The organism is Streptomyces sp. NPDC037301, from assembly GCF_055602785.1.
Window position 1 is genome coordinate 140,721 of record NZ_JBVJWD010000017.1, and the last position, 15,624, is coordinate 156,344.

Genomic DNA, 15,624 nt, shown 5'->3' on the forward strand with positions numbered 1-15,624 from the left:
CGACTTTTCCGGGGGCTATCCCCCCGGAAAAGTCGGAGGCTTCTCCCAGCGCGCGGCAGTGGAATCGCAGGCAATGATCCTTCTCAAGTTGTAATACGCAAGTTGAGAGGCAACAACATGGCTAGGCACCGGAAGCGGATCAGCCGACGGGTACTGCTGGCGACGGCGGCGGTCGCGACGGGAGCGTTCCTCGCTCCTGTGGCGGTGCAGGCGGCCTCGGCCGACACGGCCGGCAGGGACCAGAACCCGGTCGGCGCACTGGAGCGGGCGGCCCACCCGCTGCGCTCGACCGAGCCCGGGGGGAACACGGCCGACCTGCGAGCCCTGGGCTCGATGATCGGCGACGCCAAGGTGGTCGGCCTCGGCGAGGCCACCCACGGCTCCCACGAGTTCTTCGCCATGAAGGAGCGGGTCTTCCGCCACCTCGTCGAGAAGAAGGGCTTCACCACCTTCGCCCTGGAGCTGAGCTGGTCCGCCGGGCTCCAGATCGACGACTACCTCCAGACCGGCAAGGGTGACGCCCGCAAGATCGCCAAGGAGACGCTCACCAACTCGCCCTGGGATCGCGAGGAGTTCGTCAGCCTCATCGAGTGGATGCGGGACTACAACCGCCACCACCCGGGCCGCACCGTCCACTTCATGGGCGACGACATCGGCGCCCCCACACTGAGCGACGAGTTCTTCGGCCGGGTGACCGGCTACGTGCAGAAGAACAACCCGGAGGCGCTGCCGCGGCTGAACGAGCTCTACACCGGCCTGCGCCCGATCGATGACGTCTTCGCCTACCTGGGCAAGCCGCTCGCGGAACGGCAGCAGCTCGCCGCCAAGGCACAGCAGGCCCTGGAGCTGGTCAGCGGTCTGAAGGGCCCCGGCGGTGAAGCGTTCGACTGGGCCGAGCAGAACGCCCGGTCGGTCGCCCAGACCGCCAAGTTCCTCACCCTGAACCCCGACGACCCGGAGTCGAACGCCGCCTCCCAGCGCTTCCGCGACGAGGTGATGGCCCAGAACGTCTCCTGGTGGCAGCAGCGCACCGGCCAGAAGGTGCTGCTGTCCGCGCACAACGACCATGTCGCCTACATCGCCAGCGACCCCGAGACGTACTCCAAGACGCAGGGGTCGTTCCTGCGCGACACGATGGGCAAGAACTACCTCCCCATCGGCTTCACCTTCAACCAGGGCTCTTTCCTGTCGAAGGACGCCGCGCTGGGCGGCGAGTGGAAGAAGTTCACCGTTCCCGCCGCCGAGCCCGACCGGAACGAGGCCACCCTCGACAAGGTCCGCTACCGGGACTTCTACCTCGACGTCCGCACCGCCCCGGCTGCCGCGCGCGACTGGCTGAACACCGCCAGGCCCACGCTCAACCTCGGCACCCAGTTCCCCGCCGCACCGCGCGATGTCGCGATCGCCAAGTCTTTCGACGTCCTCATCCACCTCCACGAAGTCCGGGAGGCCGACAAGCTGAAGCCGTGACGGCCTGGTTCCGGCCCCGGCGCGAGCCGCCCGACACCACCTGACCTGCGGGGAGGCCGATCGTGCGGGCGGGCTCGAGTGCCCTGTACCACGTCAGGCCGTCGCCCGAGCCAACGTGGCTTGACCAGCGACTGCCCGAACGACCGGTCCTCAGCCCGCGGTCCTGGCTTTGATGAGCGGCGCGTCCCGCGAGAGCTCCCGGAACCCGAGGCCGCAGTACAGCCCGCGCGCCTCGGGATGCCCCGGCGCACCCAGACAGACGACCGTCGCATGAGTGGCCCCGGCCGCCCGCGCCAGATGCATCCCGTGCAGCATCATCGCCCTTGCCAGCCCGAGCCGCCGGTAGTCCGGATGCGTTCCGACCGGCTCGAACTCGACAGTCTGGTTCGCCTTGTCGAGCCACATGATCGTCGAGGATGCCATTGTTCCGTCCGGCGCCTCCACCAGGACGTGAAGGTCGCCGCGATAGGCCGCCGTCTGCCGGACATCCTTGTAGTTCTGGGCCGTGTACGACGAGGGAGTCCAGGCGTCCACATGGGCCCGGACCGCGGCCTCCGGTCCGGCTTCGTCGGCGGTGCGGAACCGGAATCCGGCCGGCGGCACCGGCCGCTCCACATCGGTGAGGTCCCGCTCGTTGAGCTGGGTCCAGTCGCCGGTGTCACCGAGCGCCTCCACGTCGGTCTCATAGCCGTGCGCCGCCCATCGCTTCAGGGCGAACTCCTCGGCGGCCGTCGGCAACACCGTGCGATCGAGGCCGGCCGCCACACCGTCGTACCAATCGATCACTTCGTCGACCAGTTCGGTGTGGTCGGGATGGACCTGATAACTCAGCGAGGCGCCGGTGACGTCCGTGACCGACCCGTCGTTGCGCCTCACCTGGCGCGGAAGAAAGGCCCAGCCCCACGCCACCAATTCGTCACCGAAGAACCACAGCCGACGCGGCCAGGTTGCGCCGTAGGGGGCGCGCCCCTGGCCCCAGACCCAGGCCAGCTCCCCGTACGAAGCGCCGGCGCTGATCAGGTCCGGGCGGGTGGCGGTGACACGCTGCGCCAGACCCTGCATGAGCGGTATGTCCGTGGCGGTCAAGAGCTCGACGTCCGTCATGGTGCGCCACTGTGTCAGGACTCCGCAAAGCCGTCGAACCGTTTTCCGGGGCCGCCGACCGCAGGGCAGGCCATGTCCCTCGATCACGCCGGCCGACTGCGGACATCGACCGACGCGCGTCACGACCTACAGGGCGAACGTCGCCTGCTACGGCACTAGATGACTTCTTGGGCGTGCTTGAGGTCCGCGATGAAGGACGTCCAGGCGGCGGCCCGGAACACGAGCGTCGGGCCCTCGGTCACCTTGGAGTCGCGGACGGGGACGATGCCGGCGTGGCCGTCGGCGACCTCCAGGCAGTCGCCGCCGCTGCCGCCGCTGTACGAGGACTTTCGCCAGGTCGCGACTTCGAGGCAGTTGCCGCCGTCGCCACCGCTGTAGGAGGACTTGTGCCAGGTGGCCATGGACAGGTCGTAGTCAGAACTGCTGAGCTTCATGGGCGTAATCCTCCGCCACCGACTCAATCAGGGCCAGGGACAGCTCTTGTGACAACGCGTCGGCCTGCAGCAGATCGTAGGTCAGTTGGTGTCGTGCGACCGTGGCCGGGTCGTCGTGCAGCCGACCGAAACCAGTGCCGTCCACATACGCGAGTGGAGGTGCATCGGGGAAGGACATCAGCTTCAGCCCACCATCCAGGGCCGCGTGGGCGCCCGCGCTGAACGGCAGCACCTGCACGATGATCCGGTGTTCGCGGGCCAGCTCCAGGATGTGGCGGAGCGCCTCAGCCATCACCGCCGGGCCGCCGACCCGGCGACGTAACACCGCCTCGTCCAGAACCGCCCAAACCAAGGGCGTTGTTGGATCGGCCAGGAGCTGCGCCCGTTCCAGTCGTGCCGCGACCAGATCGTTGATGACGTCTTCCACAGCCGTCGGCTGGTACGCCCGGAACACCGCTCGCGCGTATGCCTCCGGCTGCAACAGCCCCGGGATCAGCTGAGGCGCGTACTCCTTGATCGTCTTTGCCACGGCCTCAGCCTCGGCCGCTTCGGCGAAGTGATCCGGGTACTTCGACTTCTTCAGGGCGGCGCAGTTGCGCACGAAGAACCCGTCCGCCTTCAGGATCTCGTCCAGCTTCTGAGCCTGATCCACCTGCATCCGTCGTGTGCCGGACTCCAACTGCCCGATGAAAGAGCCGCTGACGAACAGCGGAAGGCCCAGCTCCTCCTGAGAGAGGCCTTTGCCCTCCCTCCGGTGGCGGAGTTCGGCGCCGAGCAGGGCGCGTGGCGAGGAGGAGGGGTCGAGTTCTTTGGGGCCTGGCATGACAACTCCCTGTGACACACGTGCGGTTGTTGGTTCTGCGCCTCTTCCAGGCTAGCGACGTGTTGGACACGCTGGGTATGCATTGTCATTACTCAGCGTGGAAAGGGATGGATCATGACGACGATGGAACGGCGCAGGACGGCAGAGGGCAGAGTGCGGGCGGCGGAGGAGGCTGTGGCGCGGCTGAGGGAGGGGTTCTCCGGGGTCGGGATCACGCTGCCCTCGCTGCGGATCGACCCTGTGTCGAGTGCGGGGAACGAACCGGTGTCGCCGCTGGTCGACCTCGGCCGGTGCAATCTCGACACGGCGCTGCGGCTGAGCGCGGTCCTGGAGGCGCAGGGGCTGGCCGGTCATGACGGGTGAGGAGCTTGAGCCGTGTGCGCCGGAGCCCGGGTCGTTCGCGGTGGACACACGGGATGGGCGGGTGGGGCGCGTGATGGGGTTCGTCGGGCCGTATGTACAGCTGCGGGCGCCGGGTGGTGGGGCCGAGTGGGACTGCCCGCCGGAGTCGGTCCGCCCGGCACCGCTCGGGGAAGTGCTGCGGGCCCGGGTCAGGGAGATCAACCGGGAGGGGCGGCTGCCGTGAGGGTGGCAGGGTGTCGGGCCTGATGCGGCGGCGGACGTGAGGAAGGGCGACGCCCTGGATGGGTGCCGCCCTTCGATCGGGTCGATCGGTCCGGTCAACTCGCCTTACGGGGCGGGGACTTCGCGTACGAGCTCTGAAGTCCAGGGGCAGAAGATGAGGCCGGGCAGGAAGGGGCCACCGGCCTCGTCGAGGTGTTCCTCGACGTACGGCACTGTCGCGTCGCAGATCTCGAAGGCGTAGTCGAAGAAGTGGACCGTCTCCGGGGCGTAGTGGAAGCTCCAGCCCGGGTTGTACGAGGCCGGGTACTTGCTGATCCTGCCGATGACGTGCGGCTCGTCGTTCGTGGCGCCGCTCACCAGGTCCCTGGCGTGCTGGATCTCGCGCTCCTTCACCAGCTTCACGATGAACGTGCTCCGGGTGATGTCGGTCATCTCGAAGTACGCGGGCGCGACGGCGGCGCGCTGCGCCCCCTCGCTGTGCTGGGTGGCCTGGGCCGGCTGGGCCACGGTGAAGGCGAGCATCGCGACGGCGGCGAGGCTTCCGATCTTGGTGAACATGTGTCGCACGAGGATCTCCATTGGTGCGTGGCGAGCCGTGGTGATCACGGCCGCTCGTGGCGCAACGTAATGGAGTGATCACGGAAAGTCGCGCCCGACGCTCCGGGTGGGCGTCGGGCGTACGGTCAGCTCGGGGCCGGGCCGCGTCGCCGCACCAGGGCGGGCAGGTCAGTGCGCGTGTCAACGACTTCCTCGACAAGGCCGCGGCACTCGTCCGCGAGCGCTTCGGCGGCAAGGTGACCTACGCGTCCGTACCGCTTGAACGCGTCGACTGGGCCCCTTCGACATCATGTCCGTGGATCTCTACCGGTCGGCCGAGACCGCCGACCGGTTCGCCGAAGGCGTCCATCACCTCGTCGCGCAGGGAAAGCCGTCGCGATCACCGAGTTCGGCGCGGCCGGTTACCGGGGTGCGGGTGACCGGGGCGCTCACGGTCTGGAGATCGTCGAGTACGACGAGGACGCCGGTCCTCTTCGGCTGAACGGCGAGTACGCCCGCGACGAGGCCGCTCAGGCCGCGTATGTGCGGGAACTGCTGGAGGCCTTCGACGCCGGAGGCATCGACAGCACCTTTGTCTTCACCTTCGCGCTGCACGACCACGTGCACCGCCCCGACGGCGACCCCCGCGAAGACCTGGACCTGGCCGGCTACGGCATCGTCAAGGTCTTCGAGGACCGCCTCGGAACCACCTACCCCGGCCTGCCATGGGAACCCGAGGCCGCGTTCGCCGCCGTCGCCGACCACTACGCGCTGAGCGCAGTCAGGAAAATTTCAGGCAGGCCCTGCCAGCGTGCCGTTCCATGACAACCGACATGACCGACACGTACGCGTCCGGCACGCGCTCCCGGGCGCGGCAGATGCTGAACAAGGTCCCGGAAGTGACCATCTACTTCTGGGTGATCAAGGTGCTGTGCACCACCGTGGGTGAGACCGCGGCCGATCTGCTCAACGACAACCTGGGCATGGGGCTGACCAACACCTCGTACCTGATGAGTGCGCTGCTGGTCGTCACCCTGGTCTTCCAGTTCCGGGCGCGTAGGTATGTACCCGGCCTGTACTGGCTTTCCGTGGTTCTGATCAGCGTGGTCGGCACGCTGATCAGCGACAACCTGACCGACAACCTCGGCGTTCCGCTCCAGACCACGACCGTGGTGTTCGCGGTGGCGCTCGCCGTCACGTTCTTCGCCTGGTACGCGAGTGAGCGGACGCTGTCCATCCACTCGATCCGGACGACGCGTCGCGAGGCGTTCTACTGGCTGGCGATCCTGTTCACATTCGCTCTGGGCACGTCCGCGGGCGACCTCACGGCGGAGAAGCTGGACCTGGGGTACTGGCTCTCCGCGCTCGTGTTCGCCGCGCTGATCGCGGCGGTGGCCCTCGCGCACCGCACGCTGGACTTCAACGCGGTGTGGTCGTTCTGGATCGCGTACGTCCTGACCAGGCCGCTCGGCGCCTCGCTGGGCGACTACCTGTCGCAGCCCACCGCGGACGGCGGGCTGGGACTGGGCACCGTCGGCACCAGCATCCTGTTCCTCGTCGTCATCCTCGCTCTTGTCGTCTTCCTGACCCGGACGCGGCGCGATGTGACGCAGGACAGCACCGCCGAGCCCGCCCGCGCACCGGAGGTCAGCCCGCAGGAAGGGTGACGACGAAGCGCGCGCCGGGCGCCGCGGCGTCCAGTGCGATGTCCCCGCCCGCTGCCCTGGCCAGCCGGCGGGCCAGGGCCAGACCGAGTCCCGCGCCGTCGTGTCCGTCCTCGGGGCGGGCACGACGGCCGGGTTCGAAGAGCGAGGCGACGAAGTCCTCCGGCACGCCGGGTCCGTCGTCGGACACGTACACCGTGACCTCGCCCGCGCTCGCCTCGCAGGTGAGAGTGACCGAGTGGGCTGCGTAGCGGCGGGCGTTGTCCAGGAGCGGAGTCAGGATGCGCTCGGCGACATCCTCCGAGACGCCGATGCTCACGTCGGGTGTGCCGCCGGGGGTGCTGCTGCCCGCCGCGACGGTCACCGGCGGGGCGTCGGGGAACAGAGCCGCGTTGCGTTCCACCAGGCGGTGCGCGACGTCGGAGAAGCGGGAGCGGCCAGGGGTCTGCGCATTGCGGGTACGGACCTCGGAGAGCAGCGAGTCGCAGATCTGCTGCATGGTCGCGGCGGCGCCCGCGATGGCCTCCAGGGAGGTTTCCTGCTGCTCCGCGCTGCGCGGGCGCCCGGTCAGCCACTCGGTTTCGGCGGCGATGCGGGCGAGCGGTGTGCGCAGTTCGTGGGAGAGCTCGGCGGCCTGCTGCTGCTCGTGGCGCAGGACGGCGGCCAGCCGGTCCAGCAGCGCGTCCAGGCTGGTGGCGAACGCGGCGAGTTCGGCGGGTCTGCCCTGCGCACCGAACCGTTCGGGAGCGCCCGCGGCGCTCCACCGCGTGGCCTGCTCGCTCATCGCGGCGACCGGGCGCAGGGCCCGTCGTACGACGAGGCGGGTCAGGAGATAGATGGTGGCCAGCAGAAGCACCGCCAGCGCGATCGAACCGATCAGAGCGGTGTCCGCCGTGCTGCGGTACGGGTCGAGGCTGACGGAGCTGACGACGGTGCCGGCTTGCGTGGGTGTGTGGCCCTGCCGGGCGGGAGCGTCGACGGGGAAGGCGTACAGCCGCCATGACCCGGGGCCCTCGGTCTCGGCGAACGTCTCTCGCCGGCCGGCGAGCCGGGCCGCCTGCGCCTCCAGGCCGGGGGGTGCGGTGGGGGGCTTCTCGACCACCGTGCCGCCCCGGAAGATCCAGACCCCGACGTCCAGGGCCCGGTCCTCGGTCGGCTCCCGTACGACCAGCCGACCGTCCGGTCGTACGTCCACCGTCGCCGCCACGGCCTCGGCGCGGGTGCGCAGGACGTCGTCGGCCTGCCCGTGGAGCCGTTTGTCGAGGGCGATGTTGAAGACGATGGTCAGGACGCCGATCCACAGCGCGCTGGTGGCGAGGGCCATCAGGGCGAGGCGGCCGCGGAGGGTTCGGGGGGTGAGGTGGCGGTTCATCGGTTCATCGGGGCCTCTGGTCGGACGCGGCGGATGTGTTGCCGTTCTGGTCCTCAGCCGAAGCGGTAGCCGATGCCGCGGACGGTGCTGATGGTCTGCGGGCTGTCCGCCTCGCGGAGCTTGCGGCGCAGGCGGGCCAGGTACTGGTCCAGGGTGTTGTCGCTGACCTGCGCCCCCTCCGGCCAGCCGGCCCGAAGCAGGGCCCGGCGGCGCACCACGCTCCCGGGGTCCGCCATCAGGCAGGCCAGCAGGCGGAACTCGGTCGGGGTCAGGGCCACGGGGCGGCCGTGGACCGTCAGCTCGTGCTTTATCGGGTTCAGCCGCATCGCACCCGCGCTGTCGGCGAGGGTGCTGCCGTGGTGACCGGCCCGGTTCAGGACCGCCCGGACGCGGGCCGCGAGCTCGCTGAGGTGGAAGGGCTTGACCAGGTAGTCGTCGCCGCCGGAGGCGAAACCGGAGAGCCGGTCGGTGAGATTGCCGTGGGCGGTCAGGAAGATCACCGGAACGCTGACCCCGGCCCCGCGCATCGCCTGGCACACATCACGCCCGTCGGAGTCCGGCAGCCCCACATCGAGGACGACCGCATGCACCGAATCGTCGACGGTCTTGAGGGCGGTCGCGCCGTCGACGGCGGTCACGACGTCGAAGTCCTCGTCGCGCAGGCCACGGGCCAGGACATCGCGCAGGCCGTGGTCGTCCTCGACGACAAGAATGCGTGCAGCGGTCACCGGGCCAGTATTACTCGGTCCGTGCTGGGCACCCCAGCGCGTTCAGGTTCTGTTCAGGTGGCGTGCGACACCATCGGGGCGTGGCGGGGGCGGAGCAGCATATGGGCCCCGACGCCCTGGCCGACCGTGGCCTCGACGTGCTCGCAGAGCCTTCGCCGACACCGCGCCCACCCAGCTCGGCCCCGCCGCCCGGCCCACCCAGTTCGGCCCGGCCGCCCGGCCCGTCCTGCGCTATGTGCTCGGCGACGGAACGGAGCCCGGCGCTTGGGACGCCTCCAGCAGGTCAACGACCGCCGGAGCGGCGCCCGGCCGCCCCGCCGACATGCGTAGAAGGGGCCCCTGCCGGCTCTGAACCGCGCACCGCGACCGGGCGGACGGCGGAGGGTCGCTGCGTACGTCACACGATCGTGGGACGCTGGTGTGAGCGGCGAACTGCCGCAGAACCGTCGATCCACGCTCCTTTGACAGGCCACAGAAGAAGGGACTCGCGATGACCGCCGCGATGGTCGAGAACGACCAGGCCTCTGAGGGCCGCCCGTGGGACTACCTGCTGCAGACATGGCGTGAACTGGACGTGCCCGAGGGGTGGCGCGCCGAGATCGACGAAGGGCAGATCGTCTTGGTACCTCCGCCTCATGCACATCACAACGGCATTGCTGAGCTGGTGCAGTTTCACCTGTATCGGGCAGTCCCCGAGGGACTGGGCATCTACCAGACCCTCGGCGTGCACGTCGCGCCACTCGACAAGCTCTATGTTCCTGACCTAGTGGTCATGCCGCGCAAGCTGATCGCGGCCGCCGACCCGGAGGCCAGCGATCCGATGGATGCATCGGATGCACTGCTCATCGTCGAGATCACGTCGAAGGGCAATGCCCGGGACGACCGGACGAAGAAGTACCGCGCCTATGCGCGCGCGGGCGTGCCGATGTATCTGCTGATCGACCGGTTCGACACGCGTGGGGCGATGGCCACGCTGTTCACGGAGCCGAACGAGGACGGGACGTACAAGCGCTCCGACCCGGTGCCGTTCGGCAAGCCGCTCACGCTGCCGGAGCCCTTCGGAACGACCCTCCTCACGGAGGAATTCCCGGTCTGAGAAGGCACGGAAAGGGGCGGCACCCGACCATTGGGTGCCGCCCCTCATTCGTATCCGTATGCAGGGATCAGACCCCGGCCGGTTCCTTTGCCGGGCTGCCGGGGCCCGTCGTCGGGGACGCCGGGCCGCCCGTTGCCGCGACCGTGGATTCGGCCGGTGCCTGGGAGACGTTGAACTCCGTCAGCAGGTCCTTGCTGAAGCCGAAGAAGTACGTCGCGAGGAACCCGGCGAGGTAGCCGACCAGCAGGCCGCCCGCGTAGATCGCGATCGTGGTGCCCAGGCCGTGGTTGCCGTCGAGGAGGGGGAACAGGGCCCAGCCGGACGGGCCGATGGCCGTGGAGCCGACCTTGTCGCCGAGCTGATTGAACAGGCCGATGAAGCCGCCACCGAACGCACCGCCCACGCACGCCGTGACGAACGGGCGGCCGAGCGGGAGGCTGACGCCGTAGATCAGCGGTTCGCCGACGCCCAGCAGACCGGCCGGGAGTGCGGACTTGATGGTGCGGCGGATCGACTCGTTGCGGGGGAGACGGAAGTAGACCGCCGCGGCCGCGCCGACCTGGCCGGCGCCCGCCATCGCGAGGATCGGGAGCAGGACCGTGTAGCCCTGCTGCTCGATCAGGGTGGTGTGGATCGGGATGAGTGCCTGGTGCAGGCCCAGCATCACCAGGGGCAGGAAGAGACCGCCGAGCACGAAGCCCGCGCCCGCGCCGCCGTTGGAGAGCAGCCAGTCGGCGAACGTACCGATGGCGGTGGAGATCTCGCCGGCCACGTACATCAGGCCGAAGATCGTCACCAGGCCGGAGAGCAGGACCGTGAGGGTCGGGGTGACCAGTACGTCCAGTGCCTCGGGCACCCAGCGGCGGCACCACTTCTCCACGTACACCGCGAGCACTGCCGCACCCAGTGCGCCCAGCACACCGCCCTGGCCGGGGGAGAGCTTCTGGCCGAACGCCTCGATGTTCGCGACACCCGGGAAGACGATGATCGCGGCGACCGCACCGCCCAGGACCGGCGTACCGCCGAACTCCTTCGCCGTGTTGAAACCGACGAACACGGCGATCAGCGCCATGAATCCGGACGCCATCGCGGCCAGGGCGGGCGTGACCGAGGTCAGCCAGCCCAGGTTCACCAGCAGGCCGTTGAGACCGGCGATGATGCCGCAGCCGATGAGTGCCGGGATCAGCGGGACGAAGATGTTCGCGATCCTGCGAAGGAACAGCTTGAGCGGGGTGGCGTTCTTCGCCTTCCGTGCTGCCTTCATCGCTGCCCCCTGGGCGGCCAGTTCGTCCGCGGAGGCGGTGGTGGGGGCGGTGGCGGCTGCGGCTGTGGCCGGTTCAGGGGCTGCTGCCCTGCCCTCCTCCACCAGCTGCTCGAACTCCGGGGTGACCCGGGCGACGGTGCCCGGGCCGAGGACGATCTGGTACGTGTCGTCCTCGACCACGCCCATGACGGCGGGTATCGCCTTCAGGGCCTCGTCGTCGACGAGCGAGCGGTCGTGCAGGCCCAGCCGGAGGCGGGTCATGCAGTGGGCGATGGAGCTGACGTTCGCGGCGCCACCGACGAGCGGAAGGATCGCGGCGGCGGTGGCGCGGTTCTTGTCTTCTGTTGCCATGGTGCGTGGTGCCTTGCTGTGCGGGGGTGCGGAGGTGGAGCCGGTGGGTCAGGTGGTGCGGGGGGCGGCGGCGAGGGCGGCGCGGAGGTGGCCGTCGGACGCGGTCAGCAGGGTGGCGGCGGTGGGGCCGTCGACCCGGCCGAGGATGGTGAGAATGGCGTTCTTCACCTCGCCGTCGGTCGCGGCGAGGGCGGCCTCGATCTCCTCGTCGGACGCTCCGGTGGCGAGCGAGACGATCCGGCGGGAGCGGGCGCGCAGCTTCTCGTTGGAGGCGCGGACGTCGACCATGAGGTTTCCGTACGTCTTGCCGAGCCTGATCATCGTGATCGTCGAGAGCATGTTGAGGACGAGCTTCTGGGCCGTACCCGCCTTGAGCCGGGTGGAGCCGGTGAGCAGCTCCGGACCGACGACGATCTCGATGCCGTGCTCGGCCGCGGCGCCCAGTGCGGAGTCCGCGTTGCAGGACAGCCCGATGGTCAGTGCGCCCTTGCCACGGGCGTGCTCGACGGCGCCGATCGCGTACGGCGTACGGCCGGAGGCGGAGATGCCGACCACGGTGTCGTCGGCGGTGAGGTCCAGGGCGTCGAGGTCGGCGGCGGCCAGTTCCTTGCTGTCCTCGGCGCCTTCGACGGCCTTGATCATGGCGGACGGGCCGCCCGCGATCAGGCCGATGACCTCGGAGGGGTCGGTGTTGAAGGTGGGCGGGCACTCGCTGGCGTCCAGCACGCCGAGCCGGCCCGCGGTGCCCGCGCCCGCGTAGATCAGCCGGCCGCCGCGGGCCATGCGCTCCGCGGTGCCGTCGATCGCGGCGGCGATCTCGGGCAGCCGGGCGCCGACGGCGGCCGGGACGGACCGGTCCTCGCCGTTCATGATCCGGGCTATCTCAAGCGTGTCCAGGCGGTCGATCTCGGCGAGCTCGGGCCGGAACGCCTCGGTGGTGAGCGTTTCGAGCTGGGCTCGCAGTTCCCCGTATCCGTCGGGGGTGGTGGTGTCGGCGTCGGTGGTGGAGGTCATGGAGAGCGGCTCTGCTTTCTCGATCTCGTACGGTTCAGCGGGTGCGGGCGGTGAGGGCCGGTTCGGCTCGGGTCGGGGTCAGCGCGGACGTGGGGTGTGGCGGTGGGCCAGCGCCTCGTAGGAGGCGGCGAGTGCCGGTGCGGCCGTTTCGTATGTGCGCTGCGCGACACCTATGAACAGGCAGTCGACGACGAGCAACTGGCTCGTACGGCTCGACATGGCGGCGGGCCGCAGCTCGCTCTCCCGGGCGGTGGACGTGGTCAGTACATGGTCGGCGTACTGCGTCACCGGGCCGTCGGGACGGCCGGTGATCGCGATCGTCGTCGCGCCGCGGTCGAAGGCGACCCGCAGCGGCTCGATGACATCGACGGTCGAGCCGGAGTGCGTGATCGCGATGGCCACATCGCCGGAGCGGAGCTGCACGGCGTTGGTCACCGCGAGGTGCGGGTCCGTGTGGGAGTGCGCGATCAGGCCGATACGGGCCAGCTTCTGCGCCAGGTCCTGGCCGACGAGGGACGAGGCGCCCACACCGTAGATGTCGATGCGCCGGGCGGTGGCGGCGGCGGCGACCGCGGCACCGAGCTGGACGGTGTCGAGCCCCGCGGCCGTGTCGGCGAGGGTCTGCTGCTCGTCGTAGGCCAGCTTGGCGACCACATCGGCGATCGGGTCGTCGACCGCTATGTCGGCGGTGACGGAGGGAGCCCGGCCCGACTGCTGGTGCGCGGCGAGCCCGGCGAGGGCCAGGCGCAGATCGCGATAGCCGGGGTAGCCGAGAAGGCGGGCCGTGCGGACCACGGTCGCCTCGCTGGTGCCGGTGAGCTCGGCGAGACCGGTGACCGTGAGGGCGGCGCAGCCTGCGGGGTCACCGGCGACGGCCTCGGCAACGCGCTGCATGGAGCGGGTCATGGACGGCGCGAGCGTGCGCACCTTGGCCGCGAGAGCCGCCGGGGCGGGCGGTGAATCAGCGCTGAAACTTTCCTTCACGTCATTGGTCACATTTGAAAGATATTTTCAACCAGGTTGCCCGTCAACCCCCCTTTGGTCCCTGCCTCTGACAGCTCCTCCGTCAGCGCGGAAATGGTGGGGACGAGCGCGAGAGGCGGGTTCGTGGGCGGGTGACAATGGGCCCATGGAGATGACCCCCCTGGAACAGGCGTTGCACACGGCCCGCGCGCTGGTCATGGCCGATCTCGCCGCAGGTGACGTTGCCGAGGCCGGGATCGTCTCGCTGGTCGAGGATGCGGTGACCCACCGCCGGTGGTGGGTCGAACAGTGGCCCGACGGCGCCTCGTTCGTCGTCGGCCTCGTCGCGCAGGACGTTCAGGACGCCTTGCTCGAACGGTACGGGCGGTGGCCGCTCTGCCCGGTCTGCGACGCGGGCGACCCGCACGCCCTGGATGTCGAACCGGAGCTGGGCCCGGACCCGCACTGGGTGTGTACCAAGGCCGCCGTGGCCGTCGCACCGGTCGGTTCGCTGAGCGGGATACTGCGGCGGTGACGGTCTACATCGACCCGCCGGACTGGCCGGGGCACGGGCGGTTCTGGTCGCACCTGGTCAGCGATGTGTCCTTCGAGGAACTGCACGCCTTCGCGGCATCCATCGGCTGCCCGGCCCGCGCGTTCGAGCGCGACCACTACGACGTACCGGAATCGCGGTACGAGGACGCGGTACGGGCCGGGGCGAAGGAGATCGGCTCGAAGGAGCTCGTCCGCCGGATCACGGAGGCCGGTCTGCGCCGGCCCAAGGGACGCCCGGCGCCCGGGAGCTGAACGGCCGCGCACGTCGGCAGCCCCGGCCTGGACGAGTTGGACGGCAGCCGGGCCCGGATCAGTCGGACGGGCAGCCCCGGCCCGGCTCAGTCGGGCGACGGGGGCACCCGCCCGCATGAGTCGGACGACACAGGCACCCGCCTGATCAGTCAGGCGGCGGAGACACCCGCCTCCGCTGCCTTCGCGGACGCCTCCGACGACGCCGCGGCCGACGCCCCGGCCACCCGGCGCGACCTACCCCCGCCCTGCAGCCGCAGCGAGAACACCACGGCCACCAGCGCCAGTACCGTCATCGCCGCCCCCGCCCAGGCGGTCGCGGCAAAACCGAAGTCCGCGTCGATCACCGTGCCGCCCAGCCAGGGGCCGCCCGTGTTGCCCAGGTTGAACGCGGCCGTCGTCGTGGCACCGGCCAGCGTCGGAGCGGCGCCCGCGACATTGAACATCCGGGCGTTGAGCGCCGGGGCCGTGTAGAACGCCGACAGGCCGAGCAGGAACGAGAGCCCGACCGCGGCGAACTGGTTCGAGGCGAACAGCGCCAGCGCGACCAGGAAGACCGTCGAGGCCGCGATACCGCTCATCAGCACCCCGAAGAGATGCGCGTCCGCGACCCGGCCGCCGATCGTCGTACCGACCAGCGCACCGACCCCGAACAGCGCGAGCACCGTCGGCACCCAGCCGGAGTCCAGCCCGGCGACATCCGTCAGCAGCGGGGCCAGATAGCTGAACGCGCAGAAGACACCGCCCGCCGCGAGCGCCGTGATCACGATCGACAGCCACACCTGCCGGTCCCGGTAGATGCTCATCTCCTGCTTGAGCCGCGGCTTCTGCTCCGGCAGCGGAATGCGCGGAATCAACGTCGTCACCCCGACCAGTGCCACGGCGGACGCCGCACCCACCGCCCAGAACGCCGACCGCCAGCCGAGGTTCTCACCGAGAAAGGCCCCCAGGGGCACGCCGAGCACATTGGCGATCGACAGACCGCCGATCATCACGGCCATCGCACGGGCCCGCGCGTTCACCGGCACCATCGCGATGGCGACCGCCGCCCCCACCGCCCAGAATCCGGCGCAGGCGAAGGCGCTCACGACACGGGACGCGAAGAGCACCTCGTACGTCGGAGCCAGCGCACCCGCGACCTGACCGAGGCCGAAGACGGAGATCAGGGCGATCAGTGTGGTGCGGCGCGGCAGCCGGAGCGTGGCCACGGCGAGCAGCGGGGCGCCGATCACCATGCCGATCGCGAAGGCGGATATGAGAAGTCCGGCGCGGGGGATGGACACGTTCATGTCGTCGGCGATGGGCGGCAACAGCCCGGAGAGCATGAACTCGCTGGTTCCCAGGGCGAAGACCGCTACCCCTAGGACCACGACGGCAAGGGGCATGCGGGTGCGGCGAGCGGCAGAGTCGGGCAT

General features: G+C 70.0%; 18 protein-coding genes. 8 read left to right on the forward strand and 10 right to left on the reverse strand.

The window, feature by feature from the left end:
* The first annotated feature begins 117 nt into the window (after positions 1-117).
* Positions 118-1,470, forward strand: a complete 1,353-nt coding sequence (locus ACZ7IB_RS26260) for an erythromycin esterase family protein (protein WP_470916219.1) — start codon at positions 118-120, stop codon at positions 1,468-1,470.
* Between the two features lie 150 nt (positions 1,471-1,620).
* Here ACZ7IB_RS26260 and ACZ7IB_RS26265 read toward each other — a convergent pair whose 3' ends face one another.
* From ACZ7IB_RS26265 to ACZ7IB_RS26275, 3 genes are all read right to left on the reverse strand, one after another.
* Positions 1,621-2,574, reverse strand: a complete 954-nt coding sequence (locus tag ACZ7IB_RS26265) for a GNAT family N-acetyltransferase (protein ID WP_470916221.1) — start codon at positions 2,572-2,574, stop codon at positions 1,621-1,623.
* A 155-nt stretch (positions 2,575-2,729) separates the two neighbouring features.
* Entirely contained in the window at positions 2,730-3,008 is a 279-nt protein-coding gene (locus tag ACZ7IB_RS26270) for a DUF397 domain-containing protein (protein WP_470916223.1), read from the reverse strand.
* Positions 2,989-3,831, reverse strand: a complete 843-nt coding sequence (locus tag ACZ7IB_RS26275; protein ID WP_470916225.1) for a helix-turn-helix domain-containing protein — start codon at positions 3,829-3,831, stop codon at positions 2,989-2,991. The genes ACZ7IB_RS26270 and ACZ7IB_RS26275 overlap by 20 nt, the downstream gene beginning before the upstream one ends.
* Positions 3,832-3,945: 114 nt before the next feature.
* On the opposite strand from ACZ7IB_RS26275, the gene ACZ7IB_RS26280 reads away from it, so the two are divergent.
* Both ACZ7IB_RS26280 and ACZ7IB_RS26285 read left to right on the forward strand, forming a co-directional pair.
* Positions 3,946-4,194 (forward strand): hypothetical protein, encoded by a 249-nt coding sequence (locus ACZ7IB_RS26280; RefSeq protein ID WP_470916227.1) that lies wholly within the window; start codon positions 3,946-3,948, stop codon positions 4,192-4,194.
* Positions 4,184-4,417: a hypothetical protein gene (locus ACZ7IB_RS26285; RefSeq protein WP_470916229.1), complete on the forward strand. Its 234-nt coding sequence runs from the start codon at positions 4,184-4,186 to the stop codon at positions 4,415-4,417. The genes ACZ7IB_RS26280 and ACZ7IB_RS26285 overlap by 11 nt, the downstream gene beginning before the upstream one ends.
* A 104-nt stretch (positions 4,418-4,521) precedes the next feature.
* Here the strand turns inward: ACZ7IB_RS26285 and ACZ7IB_RS26290 are convergent, their stop codons facing one another.
* The gene (locus tag ACZ7IB_RS26290; RefSeq protein WP_470916309.1) at positions 4,522-4,974 is read right to left on the reverse strand and encodes a BP74-related protein; all 453 of its coding nucleotides are present in this window, start codon (positions 4,972-4,974) and stop codon (positions 4,522-4,524) included.
* 258 nt (positions 4,975-5,232) lie between these two features.
* Here ACZ7IB_RS26290 and ACZ7IB_RS26295 point away from each other — a divergent pair, with 258 nt between their 5' ends.
* Positions 5,233-5,778: a hypothetical protein gene (locus ACZ7IB_RS26295; protein WP_470916231.1), complete on the forward strand. Its 546-nt coding sequence runs from the start codon at positions 5,233-5,235 to the stop codon at positions 5,776-5,778.
* Positions 5,775-6,620 carry a COG4705 family protein gene (locus ACZ7IB_RS26300; protein ID WP_470916233.1) on the forward strand — a complete coding sequence of 282 codons (846 nt, stop codon included), beginning with the start codon at positions 5,775-5,777 and terminating at the stop codon, positions 6,618-6,620. The genes ACZ7IB_RS26295 and ACZ7IB_RS26300 overlap by 4 nt, the downstream gene beginning before the upstream one ends.
* Here ACZ7IB_RS26300 and ACZ7IB_RS26305 read toward each other — a convergent pair.
* Together ACZ7IB_RS26305 and ACZ7IB_RS26310 are read right to left on the reverse strand one after the other, a co-directional pair.
* Complete coding sequence (locus tag ACZ7IB_RS26305) at positions 6,601-7,989, reverse strand: ATP-binding protein (RefSeq protein WP_470916235.1); 1,389 nt, start codon at positions 7,987-7,989, stop codon at positions 6,601-6,603. The genes ACZ7IB_RS26300 and ACZ7IB_RS26305 overlap by 20 nt on opposite strands.
* A gap of 53 nt (positions 7,990-8,042) precedes the next feature.
* Positions 8,043-8,717, reverse strand: coding sequence for a response regulator transcription factor (locus ACZ7IB_RS26310; RefSeq protein WP_470916237.1), 675 nt, complete (start codon positions 8,715-8,717; stop codon positions 8,043-8,045).
* A 490-nt stretch (positions 8,718-9,207) separates the two neighbouring features.
* On the opposite strand from ACZ7IB_RS26310, the gene ACZ7IB_RS26315 reads away from it, so the two are divergent.
* A complete protein-coding gene (locus tag ACZ7IB_RS26315) occupies positions 9,208-9,813 on the forward strand; it encodes a Uma2 family endonuclease (protein ID WP_470916239.1) in 606 nt (201 codons plus the stop codon).
* Positions 9,814-9,880: 67 nt separating this feature from the next.
* Here the strand turns inward: ACZ7IB_RS26315 and ACZ7IB_RS26320 are convergent, their stop codons facing one another.
* From ACZ7IB_RS26320 to ACZ7IB_RS26330, 3 genes are all read right to left on the reverse strand, one after another.
* Entirely contained in the window at positions 9,881-11,428 is a 1,548-nt protein-coding gene (locus ACZ7IB_RS26320; RefSeq protein ID WP_470916241.1) for a PTS transporter subunit EIIC, read from the reverse strand.
* Positions 11,429-11,476: 48 nt separating this feature from the next.
* On the reverse strand, positions 11,477-12,442 hold the full coding sequence (gene murQ / locus ACZ7IB_RS26325) for an N-acetylmuramic acid 6-phosphate etherase (RefSeq protein ID WP_470916243.1): 966 nt from the start codon (positions 12,440-12,442) through the stop codon (positions 11,477-11,479).
* Between the two features lie 78 nt (positions 12,443-12,520).
* Positions 12,521-13,438, reverse strand: coding sequence for a MurR/RpiR family transcriptional regulator (locus ACZ7IB_RS26330; RefSeq protein ID WP_470916244.1), 918 nt, complete (start codon positions 13,436-13,438; stop codon positions 12,521-12,523).
* 133 nt (positions 13,439-13,571) lie between these two features.
* Between ACZ7IB_RS26330 and ACZ7IB_RS26335 the strand changes: the two genes are divergently transcribed.
* Positions 13,572-13,940 (forward strand): hypothetical protein, encoded by a 369-nt coding sequence (locus tag ACZ7IB_RS26335; protein WP_470916246.1) that lies wholly within the window; start codon positions 13,572-13,574, stop codon positions 13,938-13,940.
* Positions 13,937-14,212: a DUF4031 domain-containing protein gene (locus ACZ7IB_RS26340; protein ID WP_398630138.1), complete on the forward strand. Its 276-nt coding sequence runs from the start codon at positions 13,937-13,939 to the stop codon at positions 14,210-14,212. The genes ACZ7IB_RS26335 and ACZ7IB_RS26340 overlap by 4 nt, the downstream gene beginning before the upstream one ends.
* 149 nt (positions 14,213-14,361) lie before the next feature.
* Here ACZ7IB_RS26340 and ACZ7IB_RS26345 read toward each other — a convergent pair whose 3' ends face one another.
* Entirely contained in the window at positions 14,362-15,594 is a 1,233-nt protein-coding gene (locus ACZ7IB_RS26345; protein ID WP_470916311.1) for a Cmx/CmrA family chloramphenicol efflux MFS transporter, read from the reverse strand.
* Between the last annotated feature and the right edge of the window lie 30 nt (positions 15,595-15,624).

Bases quoted from the DNA above. Each gene is read 5' to 3' on its own strand.
- ACZ7IB_RS26285 (WP_470916229.1), top strand. From the start codon at position 4,184: ATGACGGGTGAGGAGCTTGAGCCGTGTGCGCCGGAGCCCGGGTCGTTC.
- ACZ7IB_RS26305 (WP_470916235.1), bottom strand. From the start codon at position 7,989: ATGAACCGCCACCTCACCCCCCGAACCCTCCGCGGCCGCCTCGCCCTG.
- ACZ7IB_RS26315 (WP_470916239.1), top strand. From the start codon at position 9,208: ATGACCGCCGCGATGGTCGAGAACGACCAGGCCTCTGAGGGCCGCCCG.
- ACZ7IB_RS26320 (WP_470916241.1), bottom strand. From the start codon at position 11,428: ATGGCAACAGAAGACAAGAACCGCGCCACCGCCGCCGCGATCCTTCCG.
- ACZ7IB_RS26345 (WP_470916311.1), bottom strand. From the start codon at position 15,594: ATGCCCCTTGCCGTCGTGGTCCTAGGGGTAGCGGTCTTCGCCCTGGGA.
- ACZ7IB_RS26270 (WP_470916223.1), bottom strand. From the start codon at position 3,008: ATGAAGCTCAGCAGTTCTGACTACGACCTGTCCATGGCCACCTGGCAC.
- ACZ7IB_RS26300 (WP_470916233.1), top strand. From the start codon at position 5,775: ATGACAACCGACATGACCGACACGTACGCGTCCGGCACGCGCTCCCGG.
- ACZ7IB_RS26265 (WP_470916221.1), bottom strand. From the start codon at position 2,574: ATGACGGACGTCGAGCTCTTGACCGCCACGGACATACCGCTCATGCAG.
- ACZ7IB_RS26290 (WP_470916309.1), bottom strand. From the start codon at position 4,974: ATGTTCACCAAGATCGGAAGCCTCGCCGCCGTCGCGATGCTCGCCTTC.
- ACZ7IB_RS26260 (WP_470916219.1), top strand. From the start codon at position 118: ATGGCTAGGCACCGGAAGCGGATCAGCCGACGGGTACTGCTGGCGACG.
- murQ (WP_470916243.1), bottom strand. From the start codon at position 12,442: ATGACCTCCACCACCGACGCCGACACCACCACCCCCGACGGATACGGG.
- ACZ7IB_RS26275 (WP_470916225.1), bottom strand. From the start codon at position 3,831: ATGCCAGGCCCCAAAGAACTCGACCCCTCCTCCTCGCCACGCGCCCTG.
- ACZ7IB_RS26280 (WP_470916227.1), top strand. From the start codon at position 3,946: ATGACGACGATGGAACGGCGCAGGACGGCAGAGGGCAGAGTGCGGGCG.
- ACZ7IB_RS26335 (WP_470916246.1), top strand. From the start codon at position 13,572: ATGGAGATGACCCCCCTGGAACAGGCGTTGCACACGGCCCGCGCGCTG.